At 71.1% G+C, this 24,771-nt stretch carries 19 protein-coding genes; 6 read left to right on the top strand and 13 right to left on the bottom strand.

The window, feature by feature from the left end; all coding sequences use genetic code 11:
• Positions 1–2 precede the first annotated feature (2 nt).
• Entirely contained in the window at positions 3–704 is a 702-nt protein-coding gene (locus HB662_RS22915; RefSeq protein WP_168053253.1) for a CoxG family protein, read from the bottom strand.
• Positions 705–905: 201 nt separating this feature from the next.
• Here HB662_RS22915 and HB662_RS22910 point away from each other — a divergent pair, with 201 nt between their 5' ends.
• Positions 906–2,321 carry a sodium:proton antiporter gene (locus tag HB662_RS22910; protein ID WP_209443452.1) on the top strand — a complete coding sequence of 472 codons (1,416 nt, stop codon included), beginning with the start codon at positions 906–908 and terminating at the stop codon, positions 2,319–2,321.
• A 21-nt stretch (positions 2,322–2,342) separates the two neighbouring features.
• On the opposite strand, the gene HB662_RS22905 is transcribed toward HB662_RS22910, so the two are convergent.
• The 3 genes from HB662_RS22905 to gltX all read right to left on the bottom strand — a co-directional run bounded on the left by HB662_RS22905 (position 2,343) and on the right by gltX (position 8,660).
• On the bottom strand, positions 2,343–6,332 hold the full coding sequence (locus HB662_RS22905) for a beta strand repeat-containing protein (protein ID WP_168053250.1): 3,990 nt from the start codon (positions 6,330–6,332) through the stop codon (positions 2,343–2,345).
• 87 nt (positions 6,333–6,419) lie between these two features.
• The gene (locus HB662_RS22900) at positions 6,420–7,163 is read right to left on the bottom strand and encodes a hypothetical protein (RefSeq protein ID WP_168053247.1); all 744 of its coding nucleotides are present in this window, start codon (positions 7,161–7,163) and stop codon (positions 6,420–6,422) included.
• A 93-nt stretch (positions 7,164–7,256) separates the two neighbouring features.
• Complete coding sequence (gene gltX / locus HB662_RS22895; RefSeq protein WP_168053245.1) at positions 7,257–8,660, bottom strand: glutamate--tRNA ligase; 1,404 nt, start codon at positions 8,658–8,660, stop codon at positions 7,257–7,259.
• Between the two features lie 122 nt (positions 8,661–8,782).
• On the opposite strand from gltX, the gene HB662_RS22890 reads away from it, so the two are divergent.
• Entirely contained in the window at positions 8,783–10,954 is a 2,172-nt protein-coding gene (locus HB662_RS22890) for a ComEC/Rec2 family competence protein (protein ID WP_168053243.1), read from the top strand.
• Positions 10,955–11,155: 201 nt separating this feature from the next.
• On the opposite strand, the gene lexA is transcribed toward HB662_RS22890, so the two are convergent.
• The 7 genes from lexA to HB662_RS22855 all read right to left on the bottom strand — a co-directional run bounded on the left by lexA (position 11,156) and on the right by HB662_RS22855 (position 17,854).
• Entirely contained in the window at positions 11,156–11,890 is a 735-nt protein-coding gene (lexA, locus tag HB662_RS22885; protein WP_168053241.1) for a transcriptional repressor LexA, read from the bottom strand.
• 138 nt (positions 11,891–12,028) lie between these two features.
• Positions 12,029–13,234, bottom strand: a complete 1,206-nt coding sequence (locus HB662_RS22880) for a molybdopterin molybdotransferase MoeA (protein ID WP_168053239.1) — start codon at positions 13,232–13,234, stop codon at positions 12,029–12,031.
• Entirely contained in the window at positions 13,234–13,704 is a 471-nt protein-coding gene (gene moaC / locus HB662_RS22875) for a cyclic pyranopterin monophosphate synthase MoaC (protein ID WP_342449566.1), read from the bottom strand. Before moaC ends, HB662_RS22880 begins: the two co-directional genes overlap by 1 nt.
• A gap of 4 nt (positions 13,705–13,708) precedes the next feature.
• Positions 13,709–14,524: an indole-3-glycerol phosphate synthase TrpC gene (gene trpC / locus HB662_RS22870; protein WP_245185846.1), complete on the bottom strand. Its 816-nt coding sequence runs from the start codon at positions 14,522–14,524 to the stop codon at positions 13,709–13,711.
• A complete protein-coding gene (gene trpD, locus HB662_RS22865; protein ID WP_168053237.1) occupies positions 14,521–15,552 on the bottom strand; it encodes an anthranilate phosphoribosyltransferase in 1,032 nt (343 codons plus the stop codon). Before trpD ends, trpC begins: the two co-directional genes overlap by 4 nt.
• On the bottom strand, positions 15,549–16,136 hold the full coding sequence (locus tag HB662_RS22860; protein ID WP_168053235.1) for an anthranilate synthase component II: 588 nt from the start codon (positions 16,134–16,136) through the stop codon (positions 15,549–15,551). The genes trpD and HB662_RS22860 overlap by 4 nt, the downstream gene beginning before the upstream one ends.
• 80 nt (positions 16,137–16,216) lie before the next feature.
• The gene (locus HB662_RS22855; RefSeq protein ID WP_168053233.1) at positions 16,217–17,854 is read right to left on the bottom strand and encodes a vWA domain-containing protein; all 1,638 of its coding nucleotides are present in this window, start codon (positions 17,852–17,854) and stop codon (positions 16,217–16,219) included.
• A 153-nt stretch (positions 17,855–18,007) separates the two neighbouring features.
• Here HB662_RS22855 and HB662_RS22850 point away from each other — a divergent pair, with 153 nt between their 5' ends.
• The 4 genes from HB662_RS22850 (at position 18,008) to HB662_RS22835 (ending at position 22,539) form a co-directional block, all read left to right on the top strand.
• On the top strand, positions 18,008–18,973 hold the full coding sequence (locus tag HB662_RS22850) for a Bug family tripartite tricarboxylate transporter substrate binding protein (RefSeq protein ID WP_168053231.1): 966 nt from the start codon (positions 18,008–18,010) through the stop codon (positions 18,971–18,973).
• The gene (locus HB662_RS22845; protein WP_168053229.1) at positions 18,970–20,172 is read left to right on the top strand and encodes a mandelate racemase/muconate lactonizing enzyme family protein; all 1,203 of its coding nucleotides are present in this window, start codon (positions 18,970–18,972) and stop codon (positions 20,170–20,172) included. The genes HB662_RS22850 and HB662_RS22845 overlap by 4 nt, the downstream gene beginning before the upstream one ends.
• Positions 20,085–21,659, top strand: a complete 1,575-nt coding sequence (locus HB662_RS22840) for a hypothetical protein (RefSeq protein WP_168053227.1) — start codon at positions 20,085–20,087, stop codon at positions 21,657–21,659. The genes HB662_RS22845 and HB662_RS22840 overlap by 88 nt, the downstream gene beginning before the upstream one ends.
• A gap of 169 nt (positions 21,660–21,828) precedes the next feature.
• A complete protein-coding gene (locus tag HB662_RS22835) occupies positions 21,829–22,539 on the top strand; it encodes a hypothetical protein (RefSeq protein WP_168053225.1) in 711 nt (236 codons plus the stop codon).
• 57 nt (positions 22,540–22,596) lie between these two features.
• Here the strand turns inward: HB662_RS22835 and HB662_RS22830 are convergent, their stop codons facing one another.
• The gene (locus HB662_RS22830) at positions 22,597–23,058 is read right to left on the bottom strand and encodes a CreA family protein (protein ID WP_168053223.1); all 462 of its coding nucleotides are present in this window, start codon (positions 23,056–23,058) and stop codon (positions 22,597–22,599) included.
• 36 nt (positions 23,059–23,094) lie between these two features.
• Positions 23,095–24,771: a gamma-glutamyltransferase gene (ggt, locus tag HB662_RS22825; protein WP_168053221.1), complete on the bottom strand. Its 1,677-nt coding sequence runs from the start codon at positions 24,769–24,771 to the stop codon at positions 23,095–23,097.

Genomic DNA, 24,771 nt, shown 5'->3' with positions numbered 1-24,771 from the left:
GCTCACGTCAGGAAGATAAGCGCGAGCACGACGATCATGGCGGCGCCGCCAAGCCAGACCTGGGCCGGAAAGCCCAGGAAATCCTGCGTCAGCAGCCGCAGCGGCAGCGGCATCTGCGCCGGCGCCGGGTTCGGGCGGTGCACCGGGCCACCGGGGGAGATGCCATCGGCGCCGTGCTGCGTGATCGGCCCGGGCGCGCCCGGCTCCGCGAGGTATTCGGTATCGGTCCCGGCTACTGCAATGGTCTCCGGCGCCGGCTCGGCCGGCTGGAGCTGGGCGGCGAAACGGTCGAAGAACTGGTCGGCCATCGACTTGGCCGTGCTGTCGATCAGCCGCGCGCCGAGCTGCGCCATCTTGCCGCCGACCTGCGCCTTCACATTGTACTTCAGCAGCGTGTCGGTCGGCCCCAGCTCCTCAAGCGCCACATCGGCGCCGCCCTTGGCGAAGCCCATGGCGCCGCCCTGGCCCTCACCGGAGATGGTGTAGGATTCCGGGGGCACGATGTTGGACAGCAGCACCTTGCCGCCGAACTTGGCCGACATCGGGCCGAGCTTCATCGAGACCTTGGCCTGGAACTGGTCATCGCCGATGCGCTCCACGCTTTCGCAGCCCGGAATCGCCGCCTGCAGCACCGCAGGATCGTTCAATGCCTCCCAAACCCGTTCGCGAGCTGCGCCGATGCGCCGTTCACCGGTCATTTCCATGCGTGGGATCTCCGCCTTGCAGCCGCCGAAGGTAGGCGCGGCGGGCCGGCGCGGAAAGGGCAGGCAGTGCGGATCATGCGCCGGCGACCTCACTTCGCGCCCGCGCAGCCATCCGGCGCGCGATGTGGGCACGGGATCGTGACGACCCGCGGCGAAGGGATTAAGGCTTTCCGCAGGGTTGGCCGAAACGGGGAGTCGGGCATGACAGGGATGAAGGCGCTGCGCCCGATGGTGGCGGCCGGCCTGGCGTCGATGCTGCCCGGCCCGGCGCTGGCGGCCGGGGTGCCGGGGGCCGAGCTTTCACTGGCCTGGGGCATTCCCTTCGTCGGCATCCTGCTGTCGATCGCGCTGATGCCGCTGGTGGCGGGCCACTTGTGGCACCACCACTACGGCAAGATCGCCGCGCTCTGGGCCGCGCTGTTCCTGCTACCCTTCGCGGCATTCTTCGGCGCGGGCGCCGCGTGGTACGAATTCGCCCATGTGATGGTGCTGGAATACGTGCCCTTCATCGCCCTGCTGCTGGCGCTGTACACGGCGGGCGGCGGCGTGCTGCTGAAGGGATCGCTGGTCGGCACGCCCACGGTGAACACCGCCTTGCTGGCCATCGGCACCATCCTGGCCAGCATGATGGGCACCACAGGCGCGGCGATGCTGCTGATCCGCCCGGTGCTGCGGGCCAATGCCTTCCGCACCCGCAAGACCCACACCTTCGTCTTCTTCATCTTCCTGGTCGCCAATATCGGCGGCAGCCTGACCCCTGTCGGCGACCCGCCGCTGTATCTCGGCTTCCTGCGCGGCGTGTCCTTCTTCTGGCCGACCACCCACCTGTTCGCGGAATTCGCCACCTGCGTGGTGATCCTGCTGGCGGTCTACTGGGTGTTGGATACGCTGGCCTGGAACCGGGAAAAGCCGGTGCCGCCGGTGGTCGCCAAGGAAGCGGTGGGGCTGGAGGGCTGGCTAAACGTATGGCTGGTGCTGGCCATCGTCGCCGTCGTCATCGGCATGGGCTACGTGAAGCTCGGCAGCATGAACGTGCTCGGCCAGACCATGGAGGTGGAGCGTGTGCTCGGCATCCTGCTGTTCCTGGCGATCACCGGCATCTCCGTCGCCTTCACCAGCAATGCGCTGCGGGAGGCGAATGGCTTCGCCTGGGGCGCGATCCTGGAAGTGGCGAAGCTGTTCGCGGCGATCTTCGTCTGCATGGCGCCGGTGCTGGCCATCCTGCGCGCCGGCAGCGCAGGCGCCGCCTCGGGGCTGGTGGCGCTGACCTCCGGGCCGGATGGCGCGCCGATCCCGTGGGTGTATTTCTGGATGAGCGGCGTGCTCTCCAGCTTCCTGGACAATGCGCCGACCTACATCGTGTTCTTTGAACTGGCCGGCGGCGACCCGGCGATGCTGATGACGCAGGGGGCCATGACGCTGGCCGCGATTTCCTGCGGCGCGGTGTTCATGGGGGCCAATTCCTACATCGGCAATGCGCCCAACTTCATGGTCAAGGCGATCGTCGAGGAGAACGGCGTGCGGATGCCGTCCTTCTTCGCCTATTGCGGCTGGGCCATCGTCTTCCTGGTGCCGCTGTTCGTGCTGGTCACCTTCATCTTCTTCCGGCCCGGCTGAGGCCGGGCCGGGGAGGGCGCCTCACCCCAGGGCGATATTGCCGTCGTTCAGCGCTTCCCAATCCACACCACGCAGGTGCAGGACCTCGCCATTACCGAGGTCCAGCGCCAGGTCCGCATCGTATTCGAACAGGCGGTCCTTCACCTCCGTCACCGAGTTCAGGCCGGTGCCGCGCAGCAGCAGCAGGTCTTCCGCGGCGTTGAAGTCGCCGATCGTCTCCAGCCCGCCGGCCACATCGACGATGAAGGTGTCGCGCCCGGCCTCGCCGAACAGCACATCGGCACCGCCGCCACCCTCCAGCGTGTCATCGCCCGCGCCGCCCAGCAGCAGGTTGGCGGAGGCATCGCCGGTGATGGCATTGGCCAGCCCGTTGCCGACGCCGAAGGGGGTGCCGTTCAGCAGCACCAGATTTTCGATGTTCTCGAACAGATAGTAGCCATCCGCCGCACCATCGGCGAGCACCGTGTCGTTGCCCTCGCCGGCATTCTCGAACACCAGGTCCTGCTGCTCGCTGGCGCGGAACAGGTCGTTTCCGGTGTTGCCATACATGCGGTCGGCGCCCTGGAAGCCGTCGATCGTGTCATCGCCGGCACCACCCACCAGCAGGTCCGCGGCGCCGTCGAAGCCACCGAAAAGGCTGTCATTGCCATCCATGCCGAAGACGCTGTCGGCGCCTGGCCCGGCATCCACCGTGTCGTCCCCGGCCTCGCCCAGGATGAAGTCGTCGCCGGCCTGGCCGTGCAGCAGATCCCCCGCATCGCCACCCAGCAGGGTGTCGCCGCCATCGCCGCCGGCCAGCGTATCGGCCCCGCCGAAGCCGGCGAGCTGGTTCGCCAGGTCGTTGCCGACGATGATGTTGTCGCGGGCGTTGCCATAGCCGTTGATGCCGGTGCCGCCCTCCGCGGAAGACCGCAGCATCAGGATCTCGAGCTGGTCGAACAGCGTGTAGCTGACGGTGGAATTGACGTAGTCGGCGGTGCCGGTGGTGTCCGTCTCCACCACCACGTCGCTGCCCTGCTCGACATAGTAGAAGTCGTTGCCGGTGCCGCCGGTCATCGTGTCGGCACCCGCGCCGCCGATCAGCGTGTCGTCGCCGGCGCCGCCAGCCAGCCAGTCATTGCCCGCGCCGCCACCCAGCAAATTGTCGCCGCCGGCCGCCAGGATGCTGTCATCGCCGTTGCCGCCGAGGAACATCTCCGCCAGGCCCTGCAGCGTATCCGCGCCTTCGCCGCCATCGACCAGATTGGCACCCGCCTGGGCATCCAGGAAATCGTCGCCCAGCCCGCCCGCGAGCGTGTCGATGAAGGCGCCGGTCTGGATCGTGTCGGCGCCTTCGCCGCCATCCAGCAGCGCGGCGCTGGTCATCGCGATCAGCAGGTCGTTGCCCAGGCCGCCGAGCAGCACGTCGCCCGCCGTGCCGGCCTCCAGCCGGTCATCGCCATCGCCGCCGGACAGCGTGGCCGCCAGGCTGCCGCTGTTGCGGAGGAAGTCGTCGCCATCGCCGCCGAGCAGCACCTGGCTGCCCATGGCGGTCAGCGTGTCCTCGCCAGCGCCGCCTTCCAGCGTCGCGGCGCCGGCGGCACCCGTCAGCACGTCGTTGCCGTCGCCGCCCTGCATCAGCGTGGTGGCGGCGCCGGCGCTCAGCGTGTCGTCGCCCAGGCCGCCGGATTGGCGCGTGCCGCCGGAGATGACGTCATTGCCGTCATTGCCCTCCAGCAATCCGGCCAGGCCGCCCAGCGTGTCGTTGCCGAGGCCGCCCTGCAGCAGCACCGCATCCGCATCCGCCTGCAGCGTATCCTGGCCATCGCCGCCGATCAGCGTGCCGCCGCCTTCCAGATAGTCGTTGCCCGCCTCGCCATCCGCCACGCCACCGGCCGCCCCGAGCAGCGTGTCGTTGCCATTGCCGCCGAACAGGTCGGAGCCGGCGTCACCGACCAGCACATCGTCGCCGTCATTGCCATGCAGCCAGCTGCCGCCCTGCAGCAGGTCGTTGCCGTTGCCGCCGGCCAGCGTCGCCGCGCCGCTGCCGAGGAGGGTGTCCGCACCCTCCTGGCCGCGCATGAAATGGCCGCCCTGCAGCCAGTCATCGCCGTCGCCGCCGAGCATCGAGGCGTTGCCATCGGAATCGGTCAGCCGGTCGTTGCCGGTGCCGCCCAGCAGGTCATCCGTGCCGGCGCCACCCTCGATGACATCGTCACCGGCCAGCCCGACCAGCACATCATCGCCCGCGCCGCCATCGATGGTGTCGCCCTGCGCGCCGCCGGTGATGCTGTCATCGCCGGCGAGGCCGCGCAGCTCGGCGGCGGTGGCGCTGCCGGTCAGAGTATCGTCGTGCAGGCTGCCGAAAACCGCCTCGAATCCCGCGAGCGAATCGGTGCCGCCCGGCACGGTCGCGGCGCTGGTCGCGAGATCCACCATCACGCCGCCCGTGGCATCGGCGTAGGAGATGGTGTCGATGCCATCGCCGCCCAGCAGCGTGTCGGCACCCAGCCCGCCGGCCAGCAGGTCATCCCCGGCGCCGCCTTCCAGCAGGTCGTTGCCGGTACCGCCCTGCAGCACGTCGTTGCCATCGCCGCCGAGCAGGGTGGAGGGGCCGGTGCCGCCATCCAGGTAGTCGTCGCCGTCGCCGCCGGACAGGCTGGCGCCATCTTCCCCGGCATAGAGGCTGTCATTGCCGCCCATGCCGGCCAGCGTGTCGAAGCCGGCGAAGCCGAAGAACTGGTTGGCCCCGGCATCGCCGACGATGCTGTCGGCGTAGCCGGTGCCGCCGACAATCTCGATACCGGTCAGGGTTCCGGTGGCGAAAGCGCCGGTGCCGAAAAGGCCGTTCGCCAGGTCCACCACGAAGACGGCGCCCGGCTGGGCACCGGTCGCATCGGTGAAATCGACGCGGTCGATGCCGGCGCCGCCGATGATGGTGTCCTCGCCGGCGCCGTTGCGGATGTAGTCGTTGCCGTCGCCGCCATCCAGCAGCTCATACCCCGTGCCGCCGGACAGCGTATCGTCGCCGCCCTGGCCGAGCAGCGTGTCGGCATCGACACCGCCGATCAGGATGTCGTTGCCGTTGCCGCCGCCCAGGATATCGGCGCTGTCGCCGCCATCCAGGTTGTCGTCGCCGTCGCCGCCCTCCAGCGTGTCCACATCGGCGCCACCGCGCAGCGTGTCGTTGCCATCGCCGCCGCGCAGGAAATCGGCGCTGCCGGCGCCATCGAGGTAGTCGTCGCCCTGGCCGCCATCGAGGTTGTCGCCATCGTCGCCGCCATACAGGCTGTCATTGCCGGCCTCGCCGGCGATGCTGTCCTGGCCCTGGCCGCCCTGGATCACGTCGTTGCCGTCACCGCCGGCCAGGCTGTCCGCGTCGTCGCCACCATCCAGCGTATCGGCCCCGGCGCCGCCGATCAGCCAATCCACGCCGGCCTCGCCGTACAGCAGGTCCTCGCCTTCGCCGCCGTCGATCGTGTCGGCATCGAGGCCGCCGCTCAGCGTATCGGCGCCCACGCCGCCGGAAAGCGCGTCCGCACCGTCGCCGCCGAAGCCGCGGTCGTCGCCATCATCGCCCTGGATGACATCCGCCTGGTCGCCGCCGAACAGCGTATCCGCACCCGCGCCACCGGCCAGCAGGTCGGCAGCGGTGCCGCCATCGAGGAAATCGGCCTCATCGCCGCCGCGCAGCGTGTCCTGGTCCTCGCCGCCATACAAAGTATCGGCGCCCAGGCCGCCATCGATGGAATCGGCGCCGTCCATGCCGAACAGGCTGTCCGCGCCGGCGCCGCCGGTGATGGTGTCGCCATCCTCGTCGCCGAACACGGTATCCGCGCCTTCGCCGCCATTCAGCAGGTCGGCGCCGGCATTGCCGCTGATCTGGTCGGCGCCGGCCGAACCGTCGATGGTGTCGTTGCCGAGCAGGCCATAGATCGTATCGGCGTCCGAGGTCGGCGCCCCGCTGACGCCGCCGCTGACGAAGCCTGGCACAATGACGTCGTTGTTGTCCGTCCCGACGATCGTGGCCATGCCGATTTCCTGATCCTGCGGGACGTTAATGAGAAGTGACTATCGCCGCTCGCCGTGCCCGGCACAACGCCTCGTTACGTGTGCCGCTCAGCCAGCCAGCCGCGGCGTCGGCAGGCCGCGCGGCCGAGGCTGCGCCTCGGCGGCGCGAACCGGCTGCGCGGCAGCCGGAACTGCTGCATCCCGGCTCGGCGCGATGGTGGCGAGGTGGGCGTCGATGGCGGCGATCAGGTCAGCCCCGGGCCAGGAGCCGCCGCCATGCGTCCCCGCCTCGACCAGCCCGTCGGGCAGCGTGGCGTAGCCGGCAAAGCGGACCAGCTTGTCGGCCGGGAGCCGCACCCCGCTTCCGGAGGCAACCGGCGCGACCACCGCCGTGCCATCGGCCTCCAGCCGGACATTCACCGGGCCGAACAGGCCGGAGGCCGTCACCGCCTCCGCCAGGCGATGCGCTTCCATCCGCGCGGCTTCCTCGAAGGGGGTCCGCAGCAGGGGCGGCAATTCGCCCGGCGGTGGCACGCTGCTGGTGTTGCGCGGCGGGCGCGCGACCGGCAGGCGGAGCGTGCCGGTGGGAAGCGGGACAGTGGGCGGGGCGGCGGCGATGGTGCTGCGGAATGCCTCCTCCCGCGGCATGCGACCGGGGGCGGAGGCGATGCCCGCCGCGCGCTCCTTGGGGAACAGCACGGAGTGCCCCCAGATGCAGGCCACCAGCCCCATGCCGCCCAGCGCCAGCTCGGCGGGCAGCGGCAGGGTCGTGAGGCTGATGATGGCACCGGTCCAGATGCCGGTTCCGACGAGGCCGACCAGCCAGTAGCTGATCTGGGAGACGGTACGCATCACGCACTCCAGGCAAGGTGTGAGCTAGTATTTTTTGCTCATTAATGCATTTTTTAGACTTTTCCCGGAGCTTGCGTCAAGCGAAATCCTGTCTCACACAGCGTCACCCGAGGCAGCGAGGATGCGCGCCAGGGACTCGGCGCGGCCCAGCGCCACCAACACCGCATCGATCGGCGGGCTCTGCGTGCTGCCGGTCAGCGCCACGCGCAGCGGCTGCGCCACCTGGCCGAGCTTCACGCCCTTCACCTCGGCATAGTCCCGCAACCATTGCTCCAGATCCGCCCGCTCCCACGGCGCATCGGCCAGGAACTGCGCGAGATCCGCCAGCCGTGCCCGGGCTTCCTCGGTCAGCAGGACGGCGGCCTTGGTGTCCGGCACCGGGGCGCCATCGGCCACCGCAAAAATCGCGGCGTCCGCCAGCTCCACCAGCGTCTTCGCGCGCGCCTTGAGGTCCGGCATCAGCGCGCGGATGCGGGCGGCGGCCTCGGTGCCGAAATCGATGCCGCGCCTGGTGAACCGCGCCAGCACGTCGCGCACCAGCCGGTCATCCTCCGCCGCCCGGATGTAGACGCCGTTGAGGTGGGTCAGCTTGGCGTAGTCCATGCGGGATGCGGCGCGACCGACATCCTTCAGGTCGAACAGCTCGATCGCCCGTTCGCGCGGCACGATCTCCTCGTCGCCATGGCCCCAGCCGAGGCGCAGCAGGTAGTTGCACAGCGCCTCCGGCAGGAAGCCCTGCTCGGCGAATTCCAGCGCGCCGACGGCGCCATGTCGCTTCGACAGCTTGGCGCCATCCGCGCCGTGGATCAGCGGGATATGCGCGAAATGCGGCCGCCGCCAACCCATGGCGTCATAGACCATGCATTGCCGGAAGGTGTTGGTCAGGTGGTCGTCGCCGCGGATGACATGGGTGATGGCCATGTCGTGGTCGTCCACCACCACGGCGTGCAGGTAGGTCGGCGTGCCATCGGAGCGGAGGATGATCATGTCATCCAGCTCGGTATCGGCCACCCGCACCTCGCCTTGCACCAGGTCGGCCACCACCGTCTCCCCACCGCGGGGCGCCTTGATGCGGATGGCGCCGGGCAAAGCGGGGGCCTGCGTGGGGTCCAGGTTGATCCAGCGGCTGCCATCGTATTTGAACGGGCGCTTGGCGGCCTCGGCCTCGGCGCGCATCGCCGCCAGCTCCTCCGGCGTGTCGTAGGCGAGGTAGGCCTTGCCGGCGGCCAGCAGCTCGCGCGCCACCTCGGCGTGCCGCGCCTCGCGGCTGGTCTGCATGACCGGCGGCTCGTCCGGGCTGAGGCCCATCCATTCCAGGCTGTCGAGGATCTGCTGCACCGCGGCCTGGGTGCTGCGCGCCTTGTCGGTATCTTCGATCCGCAGCAGGTACTGGCCGCCATGGTGGCGGGCGAACAGGTAGTTGAACAGCGCGGTGCGCGCGCCGCCGATGTGCAGGTAGCCCGTGGGCGACGGGGCGAAGCGCGTACGGACCGACATGGTATTCCGTGTCCCGGCAGGAGGATTTCTGGCCGGGCTGATTAGCGCGGATCGCCCGCGTGCCAAAGCCGGGGTTCAGGGCGGCGTTGCGGCCGCCTTCGAAGCTCTCCACCATGGGTTGAATGTCCCTGGCTTTTTCCCCGTCGGAGCGGCAAGGCCTGGCTGCGCGCCTCGGCGGCCGGGTGGGGGCGCTGCTGGGTGCGCAGCAGGGGCGCTTCGCCCCCTGGCTCGCGGTGGCGCTCGGCGGTGGGGTTCTGTGGTATTTCGGCCTGGCCGAGGAGCCTGCCTGGCAGCCTATGTGGCTGGTACCACCGCTGGCGGCGCTTGGCCTGTGGCTGGCGCGGCGCTGGCTGCTGGCCGGCTGGGGCGTGGGACTTGCGGCCGCCTTCCTGCTGGGTGCCGGGCTGGCCGGCTGGCACGCCGCGCGGCAGCCGCCCGCGCTGTTCCTGCCCTTCGGTGCCGTGCTGGTGGAAGGCGTGGTGGCGCAGGTGCAACCGCTGCCGGAGGGGCAGCGCATCACCCTGGACTCCGCCCGGCTCGGCGCGGACCCGCCGCTGTCCCGCCAGGTCCGCATCCGGCTGCGCAGGGACGACCCTGCCTCGCCACAGCCTGGCGACCGCCTGCGCCTGCGCGCCCTGCTGCGGGAGCCGGGCGGGCCGGTGGTGCCTGGCGGCTACGATTTCCAGCGCGCCGCCTTTTTCTCCGGCCTTGGCGGGTCCGGCTTCGCGCTGGGGCGGGCGGAGGTGCTGGCCAGCGGTCCTTCCGGCATCGCCGGGCTGCGCGCCTGGCTTAACCGGGAGGTGGCGGGCACCATCCCCGGCGCCGCCGGAGCGGTGGCCGCCGCCCTGGTCACCGGCACGCAGAGCGCCATCCCGCCGCCCGAGATGGTGGCGATGCGCGATGCCGGCCTGGCGCATCTGCTCTCCGTCTCCGGCCTGCACATGACCATCGTCATGGGGCTGGTCTTCTTCGTGCTGCGGCTGGCGGTGGCGCTGGTGCCGCCTCTGGCGCTGCGTCTGCCGGGCAAGCCGCTGGCGGCGCTGGGCGCGCTGGCGGCGGGCAGCTTCTACATGCTGCTGACCGGGTCCCAGGTGCCGATGCAACGCTGCCTCGGCATGGCGGTGCTGGTGACGCTGGCGCTGCTCGCCGGGCGGCGGGCGCTGTCGTTGCGGAGCATCGCCATGGCGGCCGCCGGGGTGCTGGTGCTGGCGCCGGCGGAAGTGCTGGGGCCGTCCTTCCAGATGTCCTTCGCCGCAGTGCTGGCGCTGATCGCGGGGCATGAGGCGCTGCGCCCCTGGCTGGCACGCTTCCGCCGGCAGGCCGGCTGGTGGCGGCCGGCGGTTCTGTTCCTGCTCGGACTGGTGCTGACCTCGCTGCTGGCCGGCGCGGCGACCACGCCGCCGGGGCTGCACCATTTCGGCCGGCTCCAGGTCTACGGCATCCTGGCCAATGCGGTGGCGGTGCCGCTGACCTCGCTGCTGGTGATGCCGGCGGCGCTGATCGCCATGCTGGCCCTGCCGCTCGGCCTGGCCGAATGGCCGCTGCGGGCGATGGGCTGGGGGGTCGAGGGCATCCTGCTGGTGGCGCGGGAGGTTGCCTCCTGGCCCGGCGCCGCGCCGGCGCTGCCGCCGCTGCCGGGCTGGGGGCTGGCGCTGGCGAGCCTCGGCCTGTGCTGGCTATGCCTGTGGCGCGGCATGCTGCGCGCGGCCGGGTTGCCGATGATCCTGCTGGGACTGTCCGCCGGCCTGTTCAGCCCGCCGCCGGACCTGCTGGTATCCGCCGATGCCAGGCTGGTTGCGCTGCGGACCGGGCAGGGGGTGTTCCTGCATCGGCTGCCCGGGGCGCGCGCCTTCGTGCAGGAGAACATGCTGCGCGCCCTGGGCGTGACGGAGGCCCTGCCATTGCCGGAGGCCGGCACGCTGGCCGGCGGCGCGCTGGTCTGCACGCCCGGCGCCTGCCGGTTCCGCCCGCATCCCGGCGGCGCGGAGGCGGTGCTGTTGCGTGGCCCGCCGGCGCCGCGCGGCCAGCGCTCGGCCCCGCTCGACGCCTCGGCCCATTGCGCCGCGCTGGTGGTGGCGCTGGAGCCCCTGCAGCCGCGCTGCCCCACTGGCGCGGCGATCGACCGCTTCAGCATGTGGCGGGATGGTGCGCAGGCCGCCTGGCTGCAGGGCGAGACCCCGCGCCGGACCAGCGACCGGGCCTTCCGAGGCGACCGGCCCTGGGTCCCTGCGGAGCCAATGCCGGGGCGCGCGGAAACTTTGCCGCTCGCCACCGTTGATGACCCCGGACGGTAATCATTTCTTAGTCCAATGATCACAGACTGCGAGCGCAACGACGCCAAACGGAGGAAGCCGGAATGACGACCGCACTGATGCTTTGCGCCGGCATGGCAAGCGGCGCAGCGGCAATGGCCATGTGGCAAAGGCTGCGTGGCTGGCGCGAGGCCCGCAGGCTGGAATGGGACCCCTATTGAGGGGTCCCTCTCGGCTGAAGCTTCAGTAGCGACGCAGCAGGCCGATCAGGCGGCCCTGCACGCGTACACGGTCCGGCCCGAAGATGCGGGTCTCATAGGCCCGGTTCGCGGGCTCCAGCGCCACCGAATTGCCGCGACGCCGCAGCCGCTTCAGTGTCACTTCCTGGTCATCCACCAGCGCCACCACGATGGATCCGTTATCGGCCGTGTCGCCGCGCCGGATGATCACCGTGTCGCCATCCAGGATGCCGGCCTCGACCATCGAATCGCCGGCCACTTCAAGCGCGTAGTGCTCGCCGCCGCCCAGCAGCGCCGCGGGCACGTCCACCGTCGCGGTATCCCGCGTCGCCTCGATGGGCAGGCCGGCGGCGATCCGGCCATACAGCGGCAGCGCCACCGATCCGGCCTCGTTCGCCGCCTTCTGCACCCCGGCCAGGCCAGGTGCGAAATGGCCGCGGATGACGTTCGGCGTGAAGCCGGGCGGCGCATTGGCGGCGGCGGGCGCCGGCCCGGGAGCCGTCTCGCTACGGCGCGGCGCCACATTCTCCGGCAGTCGCACCACCTCCAGCGCGCGGGCCCGGTGCGCGCGGCGCTTGAGGAACCCGCGCTCCTCCAGCGCCGTGATAAGCCGGTGGATGCCGGATTTCGACTTCAGCCGCAGCGCTTCCTTCATTTCCTCGAAGGAGGGGGAGAACCCGGTCGCGCGCAGGTGCTTGTCGATGAACATCAGCAATTCGTGCTGCTTGCGCGTCAGCATGGCTTTCTCCAGCACCGGCTTCCAGAGCCGAGGGGCCCCGAACAAACAAGCAACCGGCACGGATGTTCTATGTAGGTTCCGCGCAATGCGTCAAATGTTTTCCTCTCGGATTCCCGCAGATACGCGCGGGAATGGGGCTCAGATGCCGTATTGCCCGAGCGGAATGGCCGGCACCTCGGCGCCCTCCGGCAGGGCCGGGGCCAGGACCGGCCTCAGGATCAGCGCCTCGGCCCGCGCCAGGTTGGCCAGCATGGAACTGTCCTGCTGCGCAAAGGGCGTCGCCACTACGTGCCCGGCCGAATCGGTGCGTAACGTCGCCCGCAGATGGTCGAATCGGCGGTCATTGGCGGGCAGGGCCGCGCCTGCGCGCACCATGATTGTGGGCGGCGGCGCGGCCGGCAGGCCGGACAGCACGGCCAGCGCAGGCAGCAGGAACTGCACGCCGCAGACCAGGGCCGAGACCGGATTGCCCGGCAGGCCGAGCACCGGCGTGGCGCCCAGCCGGCCCCAGATCAGCGGCTTGCCTGGCCGCATGGCGATCTTCCAGAAATCCAGCGCGAAGCCTTCCTCGCCCAGCGCTGCCTGGATCAGGTCGTGCTCGCCGACGCTGGCGCCGCCTGTGGTCACCAGCAGGTCGCAGCCGCGCGCCGCGGCGGCCGCGGCGGCGATGGCGTCGCGGTCATCGGCGACGATCGGCAGCACCAGCGGCTCGCCGCAGGCGGCGCGCACCAGGGCGGCCAGCGCATGGGCGTTGGAGCTGACGATGCCGCCGGGGGGAATCGGCTCGCCGGGCAGGGCAATCTCGTCGCCGGTGGCCAGGATGCCGATGCGCGGGCGGCGATGCACGCCCAGCCAGGGGTGGTTGGCCGCCGCGGCCAGGCCGATATCGCGCGCCGTCAGGCGCCGCCCGGCCGCCAGCAGCACTTCGCCCGCCGCGAAATCCAGGCCCTGGCGCCGGATCCAGCGGCCAGGCTGCACCGCCTCCCGCACCGTCACCTCGTGCTCGGTGGCCTCGGCATCCTCCTGCAGCAGGATGCCGTCCGCGCCTGGCGGCACGAAGCCGCCCGTGAAGATCCGCACCGCCTGCCCCGGCCCGACCGAGCCCGCGAAGGGATGCCCGGCCGGGGCGGCGCCGATCACCGCCAGGCTGGCGCCCGCCACCGCATCCGCAGCCCGCACCGCATAGCCATCCATCGCCGAGACATCCGCCGGCGGCTGCGTCAGCCGGGCCGCCACGGGCTGCGCCAGCACCCGGCCCCAGCCTTCCGCAAGTGCCACCGTCTCCGTCGCCGTTGGCCGCAGGGCGGCCAGTATGCGGGCGCGGGCGTCTTCCAGCGGTATCATCAGATCGCCTCGTAAACGCCCGATTTACCACCAGATTTATGCACAAGGCGCACCGCCTCGATCCGCATGCCGCGATCCGCCGCCTTGCACATATCGTAGATGGTCAGCGCCGCGACGGTCACCGCAGTCAGCGCCTCCATCTCCACCCCGGTCTGGCCGCCGACCTTCGCCAGCGCCTCGATCTCCACCGCATCCGGCTCGGCGATGCTGAGGTCCACGGTGACCTTGGTCAGCGCCAGGGGGTGGCAGAGCGGGATCAGGTCGCTGGTGCGCTTGGCCGCCATGATGCCGGCGATGCGCGCGATGCCGAGCACGTCACCCTTGCCGACCTGGCCCTGGCGGATCAGCGCCAGCGTTTGCGGCGCCATCACGATGCGGCCGCGCGCCACGGCCACCCGCTGCGTCGCCGCCTTGTCCGAGACATCGACCATGGCGGCGGCGCCGGTCGCGTCGAAATGGGTGAGGGTCACGCGGCTAGATCGCGTTGATCAGCTCGCGCGCCGCCGCTTCCACATCCGGCTGGCGCAGCAGATGCTCGCCCACCAGCAGGCAGCGGGCGCCGGCGCGACACATGCGGCGAACATCCTCCGGCGTGCGGATGCCGCTCTCGCCGACCGGGATGCGGTCCGCCGGGATCAGCGGGATCAGTTCGTCCGAGGTGGCAAGATCGGTCACCAAGGTCTTGAGATTGCGGTTGTTTACGCCGATCAGCCGCGTCTCCAGCCCCAGGGCCCGGTCCAGCTCCCGCTGGTCATGCACCTCCGCCAGCACCGCCATGTCGAGCGAGCGGGCGACATCCTCCAGCTCCTGCGCCTGTTCATCGGACAATGCGGCGAGGATCAGCAGGATGGCGTCCGCGCCCATCGCGCGGGCCTCGAAGACCTGCCAGGGATGCACCATGAAATCCTTGCGCAGCACCGGCAGGCTGCAGGCGGCGCGGGCCTGCACCATGTGGCCGAGGTCGCCCTGGAACCAGGGCGCGTCGGTCAGCACGGACAGGCAGGCGGCACCTGCCGCCTCATAGGCGCGGGCAAGCTCGGCCGGCTCGAAGGGCTCGCGGATCAGGCCGCCGGAGGGGGAGGCGCGCTTGATCTCGGCGATCAGCCCGACCCGGCCCTCCGCCACGGCGGCGCAGAGCGCGCCGGTGAAATCGCGCGGCGGGCTGGCATGACGGGCCTGGCTTTCCACCTCGGCCAGCGGCATGGCGGCGGAGCGCTCCCGCACCTCCTCGTATTTGTCGGCGAGGATGCGGGCCAGCGTGTCGGACATCACGGGGGTGGAGACGTTCATCGGGGAGGGTGCTCGGATTCTGGGGGCACGGCCGCGCTGCTACGCAGCCGGTTCAGCACGTTCAACGCCGCGCCGCTGTCAATGGATGCGGCAGCCAGGGGTACGCCGGCGCGGATGTCGTCCACCCGGCCCGCCACCACAAGGGCCGCGGCCGCATTCAGCAGCACGCAATCGCGATAGGCGCCGGGCGCGCCTTCCAGCAGCGCCTGCAGGGCGGCGGCGTTCTCCGCCGGGTCGCCGCCCTTCAGCGCCGAGGTGGGGGCGCGCGGCAGCCCGGCCTGTTCCGGCGCCACCTCGAATTCCCGCATCCGTCCGTCGCGCAGCTCCACCACCTGCGAAGGGCCGGCGAGCGTCAGCTCATCGAGGCCCATGCCATGCACCAGCCAGGCGCGTTCCGTGCCGAGGCGCGCCAGCGTTTCCGCCATCGGGCGCAGCCATTCGGCGGCGAAGACGCCGGTCATCTGCCGCGTGACGCGGGCGGGATTCGCCAGCGGGCCGAGCAGGTTGAAGATGGTGCGGGTGCCGAGTTCCACCCGCGGCCCGGCGGCGTGGCGCAGCGCGGCGTGGTGCCGCGGCGCCATCAGGAACACCATGCCGGCCTCCGCCAGCACCCGCGGCAGCGCCTCCAGCGGCGTCTCCATCACCGGGATGCCGAGCGCCGACAGCGCATCCGCGGCGCCGGAGCGCGACGACAGCGCCCGGTTGCCGTGCTTGGCCACCTTCACGCCGGAACCGGCCACGACCAGCGCCGCGGCGGTCGAGATGTTCAGCGTGCCGGCGGAATCGCCGCCGGTGCCGACGATATCCATCGCACCCGCCGGCACATCCACGGCGACCATCCGCGCCCGCATGGCGCGCACCGCGCCGGTCATCTCCGCCACCGTCTCGCCGCGCACGCGCATGGCCATCAGCAGGCCGGCGATCTGTGCCGGCGTGGCCTCGCCGGCCATGATCATGCCGAAGGCGACCTCCGCCTCGCTCTCCGCCAGCTTCTCACCAGCGGCCAGCCGCGCCAGGATTTTCTTCATGCGGGGACGCTGTTGCGGCGGGTCGCGAGCGCCAGGAAGTTCCGCAGCAGGTCGTGGCCGTGTTCGCTGGCGATGCTCTCCGGGTGGAACTGCACGCCCCAGATCGGCAGGTCGCGATGCGCCAGGCCCATCACCAGGCCATCCGAGGTGCGGGCGGTGGGAATCAGCGTCTCCGGCAGGTCCTCCACCACCAGGGAATGGTACCGCGTGGCGCGGAAGGGGGAGGGCACGCCCGCGAAGATATCCGTGCCGCCATGGGTCACGTCCCAGACCTTGCCATGCACCGGCTCCGGCGCCCGTACCACGCGGCCGCCGAAGGCCTGGCCGATGGCCTGGTGGCCGAGGCACACGCCCAGCAGCGGCAGCCGCGCCTCCGCCGCCGCGCCGATCAGGTCGAGGCAGATGCCCGCCTCATTCGGTGTGCAGGGGCCAGGCGAGAGGACGATCGCCTCCGGCTGCAGGTCCATGGCGGCCTGCACCGAGAGGGAATCATTGCGCCGAACCTCAACCGCTGCCCCAAGATCACCGAGGAAGTGGTAGAGATTAAACGTAAAACTGTCGTAGTTGTCGATCAGGAGGATCATGGCTGCGGATCGTCGCCCCGCCGGGCACGCAAATCAAGGTGCGGCCGGAATGGCAGCCGCCCATTCCGGCATCTTCCGCCTCAGCGGGGACCCATCGGGTAGCGGGCAGCGGCCAGGCGCAGCAGGGCGATGAACTCCGCCCGCCTGCCATCCTCATCCACGCCCCGCGCCGCCGCCGCGACTGCCGCGGCCTGCGTGAAGCCCCAATCCCCGGTGTGCGGGGAACGCCTGAGCAACTGCGCGAAGCCGGCGACGGCGGCGGCGAAACGTGCGGCCTCCGGCGCTGCGTCGAAGCTTGCATGCTGGTCGCGGGGCGTGATGGCGCGACCGAGCTCACGGCTCTGCCTCTGCCCAGGCCGCTTGTAGGCGACGCGCAGGAAGGCGATCTCGGCCGCCTGGGTCGCGCGCGGCGCGGGGCGAAGCGGGGCGGCATAGCGCAGCGGCTCCACGGGCGGCCGGGCGCCGCCGATCGGCACGATTTCATAGATTGCGGTGACGCTGCGGCCGGAGCCAAGCTCGCCGGCATCGACCTGGTCATTGCGGAAATCCGCCTGGCTGAGCTGCCGGGTCTCATAGCCGATCAGGCGGTAGTGGCTGACGACGGCCGGGTTGAATTCCACCTGCGCCTTCACGTCATCCGCCGCCGGCACGATGTTGGCCGCGAAATCCTCGACCAGTCCGCGCCGCAGATCCTGCAGGCTGCCGGCGTAGATCGCCGTCCCGTTCCCGGCCCGGGCCAGCGCGTGCAGCGTGCGGTCGTTGTAGTTGTCGAGGCCGACGCCGATGGTCGTCAGGTAGATGCCGCGCTGCCGTTCCCGGCTGATGAAGTCCTTCATCTCCGCGGGCGTGCGGATGCCGATGTTGAAGTCGCCATCGGTCGCCAGCACCACACGGTTGATCGCGGCGGGGTCCAGGTTCTTCCCGGCCAGGGAATAGGCCGTGGCCAGCGCGGCGCCGCCGGCGGTGCCGCCGCCGGCCCGCAGCCCCTCCAGCGCCGCCGCGATGCGGTCGCGCTGGTCGCCGGGCACACTGTCCAGCACCACCTGCACGCCGCCCGCATAGACAACCAGCGAAACCCGGTCCTCCGCGCGCAGCTCGGGCAGCATCATCGCAAGGCCGCGCTGCAGCAGCGGCAGGCGATCCTGTGACTCCATCGAACCGGAGACATCGACCAGCATCACCAGGTTGAGGCGCCGGCGCGCCTGCGGCACCGGCGGCTGCCAGGCGCGCAGCCCGATATGGACCAGCCGCCGCTCCGCATTCCAGGGCGAGGGATGGACGGAGACGAAGGTCGCGATCGGGTCCTGCGGAGAGGTCGGGCGCGGGTAGCCGTAGTCGAAGGCGTTCAGGAACTCCTCGGGGCGAACCATCACGGGCTGCGGCATCACGCCCGATTCCAGCAGCCGCCTTGTGAGCGTGTAGGAGGCGGTGTCGCCGCCGATCGAGAAGGTCGAGACCGGCGCCTCGACCGCGCTTTGCCAGGATTGTTCGGGCAGATTGGCCATGCGTTCGGGCGCGGGCTGCGGCGGCAGCGCCGGGCCGCCTCGCGCCGGTCCGCCGCGCGCCGGGGCGGCCGGCGCCATCGCGGCCGGCGCCATCGCGGCCGGTGCGGGTGCCGCGATGATCGGCACCCTGTTGCCCGGGGGCGTGGCCTCGCAGGCGGCCAGGAACAGGATGGGCAGCAGGACGCCGAGGAGGCGGCGTGCGGAGGTGGTCATGCTCAGGATCCTGCTCGACTCGGGTCTACATTCCGCAGGCAGAACATGGCGGATTGACGACGCCACCGGAACACCTCGCCGCTGCCCGCCGGGCTATCCGCGCCTGCGCCGCCGGGTCTAGCCTTCGCCGCCTAGGCCAAGGGGGAAACAACCATGCGGAAAAGGTTCTGGCTCGCGCTGGGCGCGGTGCTGCTCGTCGTCCCTGCGGTGAGGGCGGCAGACCTGCCGGACCGTCCGGTCCGCATCCTGGTGCCCTACGCGCCGGGCGGCACCAGCGACATCGTCGCCCGCGTGCTGGCGGAGGCGGCCTCCGCCCATCTGCCGCGCGGTGCGGTGGTGGAGAACAAGGCCGGTGCCGGCGGCAATATCGGCGCGGCGGAGGTGGCGCGGGGCCCGGCCGATGGCACGCTGCTGCTGCAATGCGCCTTCGGCCCCTGCGGCGCCAATCCGGCGCTGTATCCGAATGCGGGATACGACCTGCTGAACGACCTCGCGCCCGTCATCCTGACCGGCGCCGTGCGCAACGTGATGGCGGTGCGGCGGGAGCTTCCGGCGCAGAACGTCGCGGAGTTCCTGGCGCTCGCCCGCAGCCAGCGCGGCGGCATCAGCTTCGGCTCCTCCGGCGTCGGCGCCTCCAACCACCTGGGCCCGGAGTTGCTGCGCGCGGTGACGGGAATCGAGATGGTGCATGTGCCCTATCGCGGCTCCGGCCCCGCCATCACGGACCTCATCGCCGGGCGGATCGACGTGTTCTTCGATAATCTGCCTTCGATCCTGCCGCATCTGCGCGCCGGCTCGGTCCGCGCGCTGGCCGCGGTCAGCGACCAGCGACTGGCGGAACTGCCGGATGTGCCAACCTTCGCGGAGCAGGGGGTGCAGGGCATGGCGATCGACAGCTGGTTCGGCTTCATGGCACCCGCCCGCACGCCACCGGCCGCCATCGCCGCGCTGAACGCCGCCTTCAACCAGGCGCTGTCCGACCCCCGCGTGCGGTCGCGCATGGCGGAGCTTGCCGTGGCGCCGCTCGGCGGCACGCCGGAGGCGATGGGCACCCATGTGCGCGCGGAAGTGGCCCGCTGGGCGGATGTGGTGCGTCGCCAGGGGATTCGCGCGGAATGATTCCCTCGATCATCACCTGCGTCCGCACGCTGCGCGTGCCGGAGCGTGCGAACATCCTCTGGGTCGAGATCGAGACGGCGGAGGGGCTGGTTGGCCTCGGCGAAAGCTTCCGCGGGGCGGCGGCGGTGGAAGGCCAGATCCACGAACTGGTCGCGCCCTACCTGCTCGGCCAGGATTCACGGAACATCGAGCGTATCCACCGCCACCTGATGACGCCCTATGTCGGCTTCGGCGCGTCCTCCGCCGAGATGCGCGCGGCCTCCGCCGTGGACATCGCGCTGTGGGACCTGATGGGCCAGCGGCTCGGCGTGCCGGTCCACGAAGCCCTGGGCGGGCTGAGCCGGGACCGCATCCGCGCCTACAACACCTGCGCGGGCTATGACTACAACTCGGCCCGGGACCGCCGCGACGTGCGGGCGGGCGAGAACGCCATCGGCCCCTATGACGACCAGGTCGCCTTCATGCAGCGCGCCGACGAATTGGCGCATTCGCTGCTGGAGGAAGGTTTTACGGCGATGAAGATCTGGCCCTTCGACGTTTACGCCCCGGCCTCCGGCGGCCAGCTCATGAACCTCGATGATCTGAAGAAGGGCATGGAACCCTTTGAGAAGATAAGAAAGGCGGTGGGCGACCGGATGGAGGTGATGGCGGAGCTGCACTCCATCTTCTCGCTGCCCGCCGCCACCCGCATCTGCCAGGCGCTGGCGCCGATCCGGCCCTTCTGGGTGGAGGATCCGATCTGCAAGATGGACGACACCGCCGCCCTGGTGGAACTGCGCCGCGCGGTGCCGGGCGTGCCGATCTGCGCCAGCGAAACCCTGGGCGGCAAGGTGGCGTTCCGGGACCTGCTGGTGGCGGGGGCCACCGATGTGGTGATGGTGGACCTGACCTGGTGCGGCGGCCTGACGGAAGCGCGGAAGATCGCGGCGCTGGCGGAGGCCTGGGCCCGCCCGGTGGCCCCGCACGATTGCACGGGGCCGGTGACACTGGTCGCCAGCCTCCACTTCGCCCTGCACGCCGCGACGGCGATCTTCCAGGAGGTGGTTCGCGCGACACTGGCCACCTGGTACCGCGACCTGGTGACCGAACTGCCTCGGCTGGAGAAGGGTTTTTGTCGGCCGATGCAGGGCGCAGGGCTGGGGACGAAGCTGCAGCCGGATACGCGCAAGCGCGCGAACATCCGCGAAAGCCGCGGCTGAGCCTCGACACCGCGCTGGGCGGGGCGGCCCCGGACCGGCTGCTGCTCGCCTGCGTTGGCTATCTGCTGGCGCCGGCGCTGATCTTCGCCGGTGGTTTCTTCGCATGGCCCTGGGCGCTGCTGGCCGTCACCGCCGGGGTGGCGGGCTTCGCGCTGACCCCGGGCTGGCGGTCCGCCTGGCCGCTGGGGCGCGGCGCAACGCTGGCCTGCTTGGCTGGTGGGCTGGCCTGGAGCTTCGGCTGCAGCGGCACGCATCATCTTCTCTATGCGCCGGTGGATTGGCAGATCCGCGACGCGGTGCTGCGCGACCTGGCGCTGGGCCCCTGGCCGGTCGGCTATGTGGTGGGAGATGTGGTGCGGCTGCTGCGCGCGCCGCTGGGCTACTACATGCCGGCCGCGCTCGCCGGGCGGATCGGCGGGCTGGCGGTGGCGGAGGCGGCGCTGTTCGCCTGGACCGCGCTCGGCCTGGCGCTGGTGCTGGCGCTGCTGCTGGCGCTGGCCCGGCAGGTGGGGCTGCGGGCGCGCTGGCTGGTGCTGGTATTCCTGACCTTCGGTGGGCTCGACCTGCTGCCCAATATCTGGCTGGACGTGACCGAGGGTTGGGGCCTGGCCAGCTATTGGGGCCGGGGCGGCGAGTGGTGGGCGCGGATCTTCCAGTATTCGGGGCATGTGACGCTGCTGATGTGGGTGCCGAACCACGCCCTGCCGGCCTGGATTCCGGCGCTGCTGCTGCTGCGCCATGCGCGGCGGGCGGAGTTCCTGCGCGCGGTGGCGGTGCCCCTGGCGGCGGCGACGGCGTGGTCGCCGCTGGGCGCGCTGGGGGCGGGGATCGTGGCGGCGGTGGCGGCGCTGACGGGCGGGTTCTGGCGCGCCGCGCTCATTGCGCCCGCCAACTGGCTCGGCGTGGCGCTGGCGGTGCCGCTGGGCTGGTTCCTCGCCGCCGGATCCAGCGCGATCCCGCATGGCGCTTTGCTGGCGGAACATGGGCTGGCGGTGCTGCCACGGCTGGCGCTGTTCCTCGCCATCGAGTTCGGGATCGTCGGTGGCATCACGCTGCTGCTGCTGCGATCCCGTCTGCTGGCGGCGTCGCTGGCCATGCTGGCGCTGCTGCCGCTGTACGTCTTCGGCCCGGGCAACGAGATGACGATGCGGACCGGCATCGCGCCGCTGGCGGTGCTGGCGGTGGCCGCGGGCTGTGCCGTGCAACTGTCTGCCGGCTGGCGGCGATGGCTGCTGGCGGGGCTGCTGCTGCTGGCGGCGGCGGGGCAGGGGATGGAGGCCTCCATGCTGACGCGCCCCGCATGGCCGGCCAGCCGAGACTGCACCCTGCCCGAGGCCGCGGCGCAATCCGTCTTCGATGCGACGGATTGGTCGCATTACGTGGTGCCCTGGCCGGAGCCGGAGCTGCTGCCGCTGCTTGCCCCGCCGGTGATGCGGGAAATCCTGCCCGAGGCGATGGCCCGCTGCTGGCCGGAAGGCGGCGGCTGAACGGGCCGCCCAGAGCCGGCGAAACACGCGAAATATTTGCGCCGATGCTGCAGTTTAGTATCGTCGGGTAGGTCGCTCTTGCAGGAACCGGCAACCGTCAACGGCGCCTCCTGCCGCCCGACTGCGCCTTCACCAGCTTCGCAATGATGACCCCGCCAAGGACCGACGCATGTACAATAGCTACGCTTCCTTCTGGGCGGACTACCGGGTCGTCGCCAATTACTATCTGGAATTCAGCCGCAATATCAACTGGATGGCAGCTCCCGATCCGAAGCGCGCCTATGGCATCTACCAGCAGGCTCGCAACGTCCAGTACGGCACCATGGTCATGGGCCGAACTACGGTGGACGAGCATGGCCGGACTCCCGCGATGTTCGGCAACGCGCTGACCGAGGCAGATCATGCTGGCCTCGGCGTGATCACGCATGCGGATGAGGCCATGCACGCGGCGGTCGGCAGGATCACGACCGTCGCCACCGGCGGCATGGTGATGCACTACTATGCCGGGGTGAACAGCGCCTGGCGCGGCGGCCGGTCCGGCTACCATTTCCTGTACAATGACGCCTGGCTGCTCGGCGGCGCACATGGCGGCGCGCAGTTCAACCTCGCCTCGCCCCGCTGGCAGATCAACCTGTGGGACAGTGGCCGCCAGGGGCTGACGGCGACTGGGCGCGAGGCGGTGTTTCTCGACGCCCATGGCTACCGGATCTCGAAGACCGGCCACCAGACCAACTGGCAGAACACCTATGAGAGCTTCGTGTCCGTCGACCAGGACAAGAGCGAGGGGGCGACCTTCCACTCCCTCGTCGAATCCATCCGCAGCATCAAGGAACTGCGCCAGCTCTGGCGCCTGATCGTGCCCGGCGCGCCGCATCCGTGAAGGCGGCGACCAGGCGACCCTGGCCGTGATCCGTCTTGGCGGACGGACCGACCGCGCCTACCGGATCGGCACGGCGGAAACCGCATTGTAGGGCGAGCCGTCGATCAGCCGGGTGGACCAGGCGAGATAGACCACGGCATTGCGCTCCTCATCCACGAAGCGGTGGACGCGGGTTTCCTTGAAGAACAGGCTGGTGCTGCTTTCGAACACCACTTCGCCGCGATCCCCGCGGCGGGCGCCCGGCTGTACCTCCACAGTGCCGGTCGCCGTGCAGTTCAGCGCGAAGCGGGCCGGGTCCTCCGCCACGCCCAGCATGCCGGACAGGCCGCCGGTGCGGGCCTGGCTGATGTAGCAGGACACGCCACGCACCTCCGGATCGGTGAAGCGTTCCACCACCACGCGGTGGCTGCGGGTCAGGCCGAGATTGGTGATCGCCGTGTTCACATGGCCGATCTCCTTGGTCTCCTCGGCCAAGGCGGGGGTGGCAAGCAGCAGCAGGCAGGCGAGCAGGCGGTGCATGAGCGGATATCCTTCAATCGCCGGGGGTATGTCGGCTCAATCGCCGAGGGCGATACCCTCGCGCCGGGGGTCGGCGGCTCCCCAGATACCGCGTGGCGTGATGCGGATGGCGGTCAGACCGGAGTTGATCTCCCGCACATCCACGCGATGGCCGCGCGCTTCCAGCGCCGGGGCCAGCGCGGCGGCCGGGGTGCCAGCCTCCAGCTCCACCGCGGCCGTGCCGACCACGCCGATGCGCGGCAGCGCCAGCGCGGCATCCGGCGGCAATTCCCAATCCAGCATCGCCACCAGCGACTGCGCCACATGGCCGATGATGCGCGCACCGCCGGCGGAGCCCACCAGCAGTACCGGCCGCCCATCCCCATCCAGCACGATGGTTGGCGACATCGAGGAACGTGGCCGCTTGCCCGGCTCCACCCGGTTGGCGACGGGGCGGCCCTCGACCTCCGGCACGAAGCTGAAATCGGTGAGTTCGTTGTTCAGCAGGAACCCGCCGACGAAGATGCGGCTGCCCATCACGGCCTCGATGGTCGAGGTCATCGAGACGGCGTTGCCGGCGCCATCCACCACCGCGATGTGGGTGGTGCCGGTGCCATATTCCGCCGGCTGCGGCGCCAGCCCGGCTTCCCGCCAGCGGGGATTGCCGGGGCGCGGCGGCGCCATGGCGCGGTCACGATCCACCATCTGCGCGCGGCCGGTGAGGTAGGCGCCCTCCAGCAGCCCGGCCACCGGCACGCGGGTGAAATCGGGGTCGGCCAGGTACAGATTGCGGTCGGCGAAGGCGAGGCGCCCGGCCTCGCCCAGCAGATGCGCCGCGTCGGCACTTTCCGGCGCCAGGGCGGCCAGGTCGAAATGCTCCAGCACGCCGAGGATCTGGCCGACCGCCACGCCGCCGGAACTCGGCGGACCGAAGCCGCAGATGCGCCAGATGCGATAGGGGGTGCAGACCGGCAGGCGGCGGGCGGGGGCGTAGGCGGCGAGGTCGGCCGGCGTCATGCCGCCGGGGTTTGCGTGGCCCTGCACCGCCGCGGCGATCGCCTCTGCCAGCGTGCCGCGATGCAGCGCATCCGCCCCCTGCTGCGCGACCTGGCGCAGCGTCGCCGCCAGCGCCGGGTTGCGCAGGACATGCCCGGCGGGCCAGGGGGTGCCCTCCGCGTCGAAGAAATAGGCGCGCGCGCCGGGGTCCCGGCGCAGCGATTCCGCATGGGTGGCGATGGCGGCGGCCAGGCGCGGCGACACGGCGAAGCCGTCTTCGGCCAGCGCGATGGCGGGCGCCATCAGCCGCGCCCAGGGCAGGCGGCCATGGTCGCGATGCGCTGCCTCCAGCATCCGCAGGAGGCCGGGCACGCCGACGCTGCGGCCGCCTTCCATTGCCTGGGCGAAGCGCATCGGCGTGCCGTCCGGGTTCAGGAACAGGCGCGGCGTGGCGGCGGCGGGCGCTATCTCCCGCCCATCCCAGGCCTGGATTTCCCGGCTTTCGCCATCCTGGTGCAGCAGGAGGGCACCGCCGCCGATGCCGCTGGCCTGCGGTTCCGTCAGCGTCACCAGCACCGCGGCGGCGATCGCCGCATCCAGGGCGCTGCCGCCCTCCCGCAGCACCTCCCGCGCCGCGTGGCTGGCGAGCGGGTTGGCGGTGGCCGCCATGTGCCGTTGCGCCGGCTGCGCCAGGGCGGGCAGGGCGAGGAGAAGCAGCAGAAGGACTCGGAGTGCCAT

It is taken from the genome of Falsiroseomonas frigidaquae, from assembly GCF_012163145.1.
GTDB classification, from domain to species: domain Bacteria; phylum Pseudomonadota; class Alphaproteobacteria; order Acetobacterales; family Acetobacteraceae; genus Falsiroseomonas; species Falsiroseomonas frigidaquae.
This window is presented reverse-complemented; position numbering and strand designations above follow the sequence as displayed.

Bases quoted from the DNA above. Each gene is read 5' to 3' on its own strand.
- gltX (WP_168053245.1), bottom strand. From the start codon at position 8,660: ATGTCGGTCCGTACGCGCTTCGCCCCGTCGCCCACGGGCTACCTGCAC.
- trpC (WP_245185846.1), bottom strand. From the start codon at position 14,524: ATGAACGTCTCCACCCCCGTGATGTCCGACACGCTGGCCCGCATCCTC.
- HB662_RS22915 (WP_168053253.1), bottom strand. From the start codon at position 704: ATGGAAATGACCGGTGAACGGCGCATCGGCGCAGCTCGCGAACGGGTT.
- HB662_RS22830 (WP_168053223.1), bottom strand. From the start codon at position 23,058: ATGCACCGCCTGCTCGCCTGCCTGCTGCTGCTTGCCACCCCCGCCTTG.
- HB662_RS22890 (WP_168053243.1), top strand. From the start codon at position 8,783: ATGTCCCTGGCTTTTTCCCCGTCGGAGCGGCAAGGCCTGGCTGCGCGC.
- HB662_RS22900 (WP_168053247.1), bottom strand. From the start codon at position 7,163: ATGCGTACCGTCTCCCAGATCAGCTACTGGCTGGTCGGCCTCGTCGGA.
- HB662_RS22910 (WP_209443452.1), top strand. From the start codon at position 906: ATGACAGGGATGAAGGCGCTGCGCCCGATGGTGGCGGCCGGCCTGGCG.
- HB662_RS22845 (WP_168053229.1), top strand. From the start codon at position 18,970: ATGATTCCCTCGATCATCACCTGCGTCCGCACGCTGCGCGTGCCGGAG.
- HB662_RS22860 (WP_168053235.1), bottom strand. From the start codon at position 16,136: ATGATCCTCCTGATCGACAACTACGACAGTTTTACGTTTAATCTCTAC.
- ggt (WP_168053221.1), bottom strand. From the start codon at position 24,771: ATGGCACTCCGAGTCCTTCTGCTGCTTCTCCTCGCCCTGCCCGCCCTG.
- trpD (WP_168053237.1), bottom strand. From the start codon at position 15,552: ATGAAGAAAATCCTGGCGCGGCTGGCCGCTGGTGAGAAGCTGGCGGAG.
- HB662_RS22905 (WP_168053250.1), bottom strand. From the start codon at position 6,332: ATGGCCACGATCGTCGGGACGGACAACAACGACGTCATTGTGCCAGGC.
- lexA (WP_168053241.1), bottom strand. From the start codon at position 11,890: ATGCTGACGCGCAAGCAGCACGAATTGCTGATGTTCATCGACAAGCAC.
- HB662_RS22850 (WP_168053231.1), top strand. From the start codon at position 18,008: ATGCGGAAAAGGTTCTGGCTCGCGCTGGGCGCGGTGCTGCTCGTCGTC.
- HB662_RS22855 (WP_168053233.1), bottom strand. From the start codon at position 17,854: ATGACCACCTCCGCACGCCGCCTCCTCGGCGTCCTGCTGCCCATCCTG.
- HB662_RS22880 (WP_168053239.1), bottom strand. From the start codon at position 13,234: ATGATACCGCTGGAAGACGCCCGCGCCCGCATACTGGCCGCCCTGCGG.
- HB662_RS22835 (WP_168053225.1), top strand. From the start codon at position 21,829: ATGTACAATAGCTACGCTTCCTTCTGGGCGGACTACCGGGTCGTCGCC.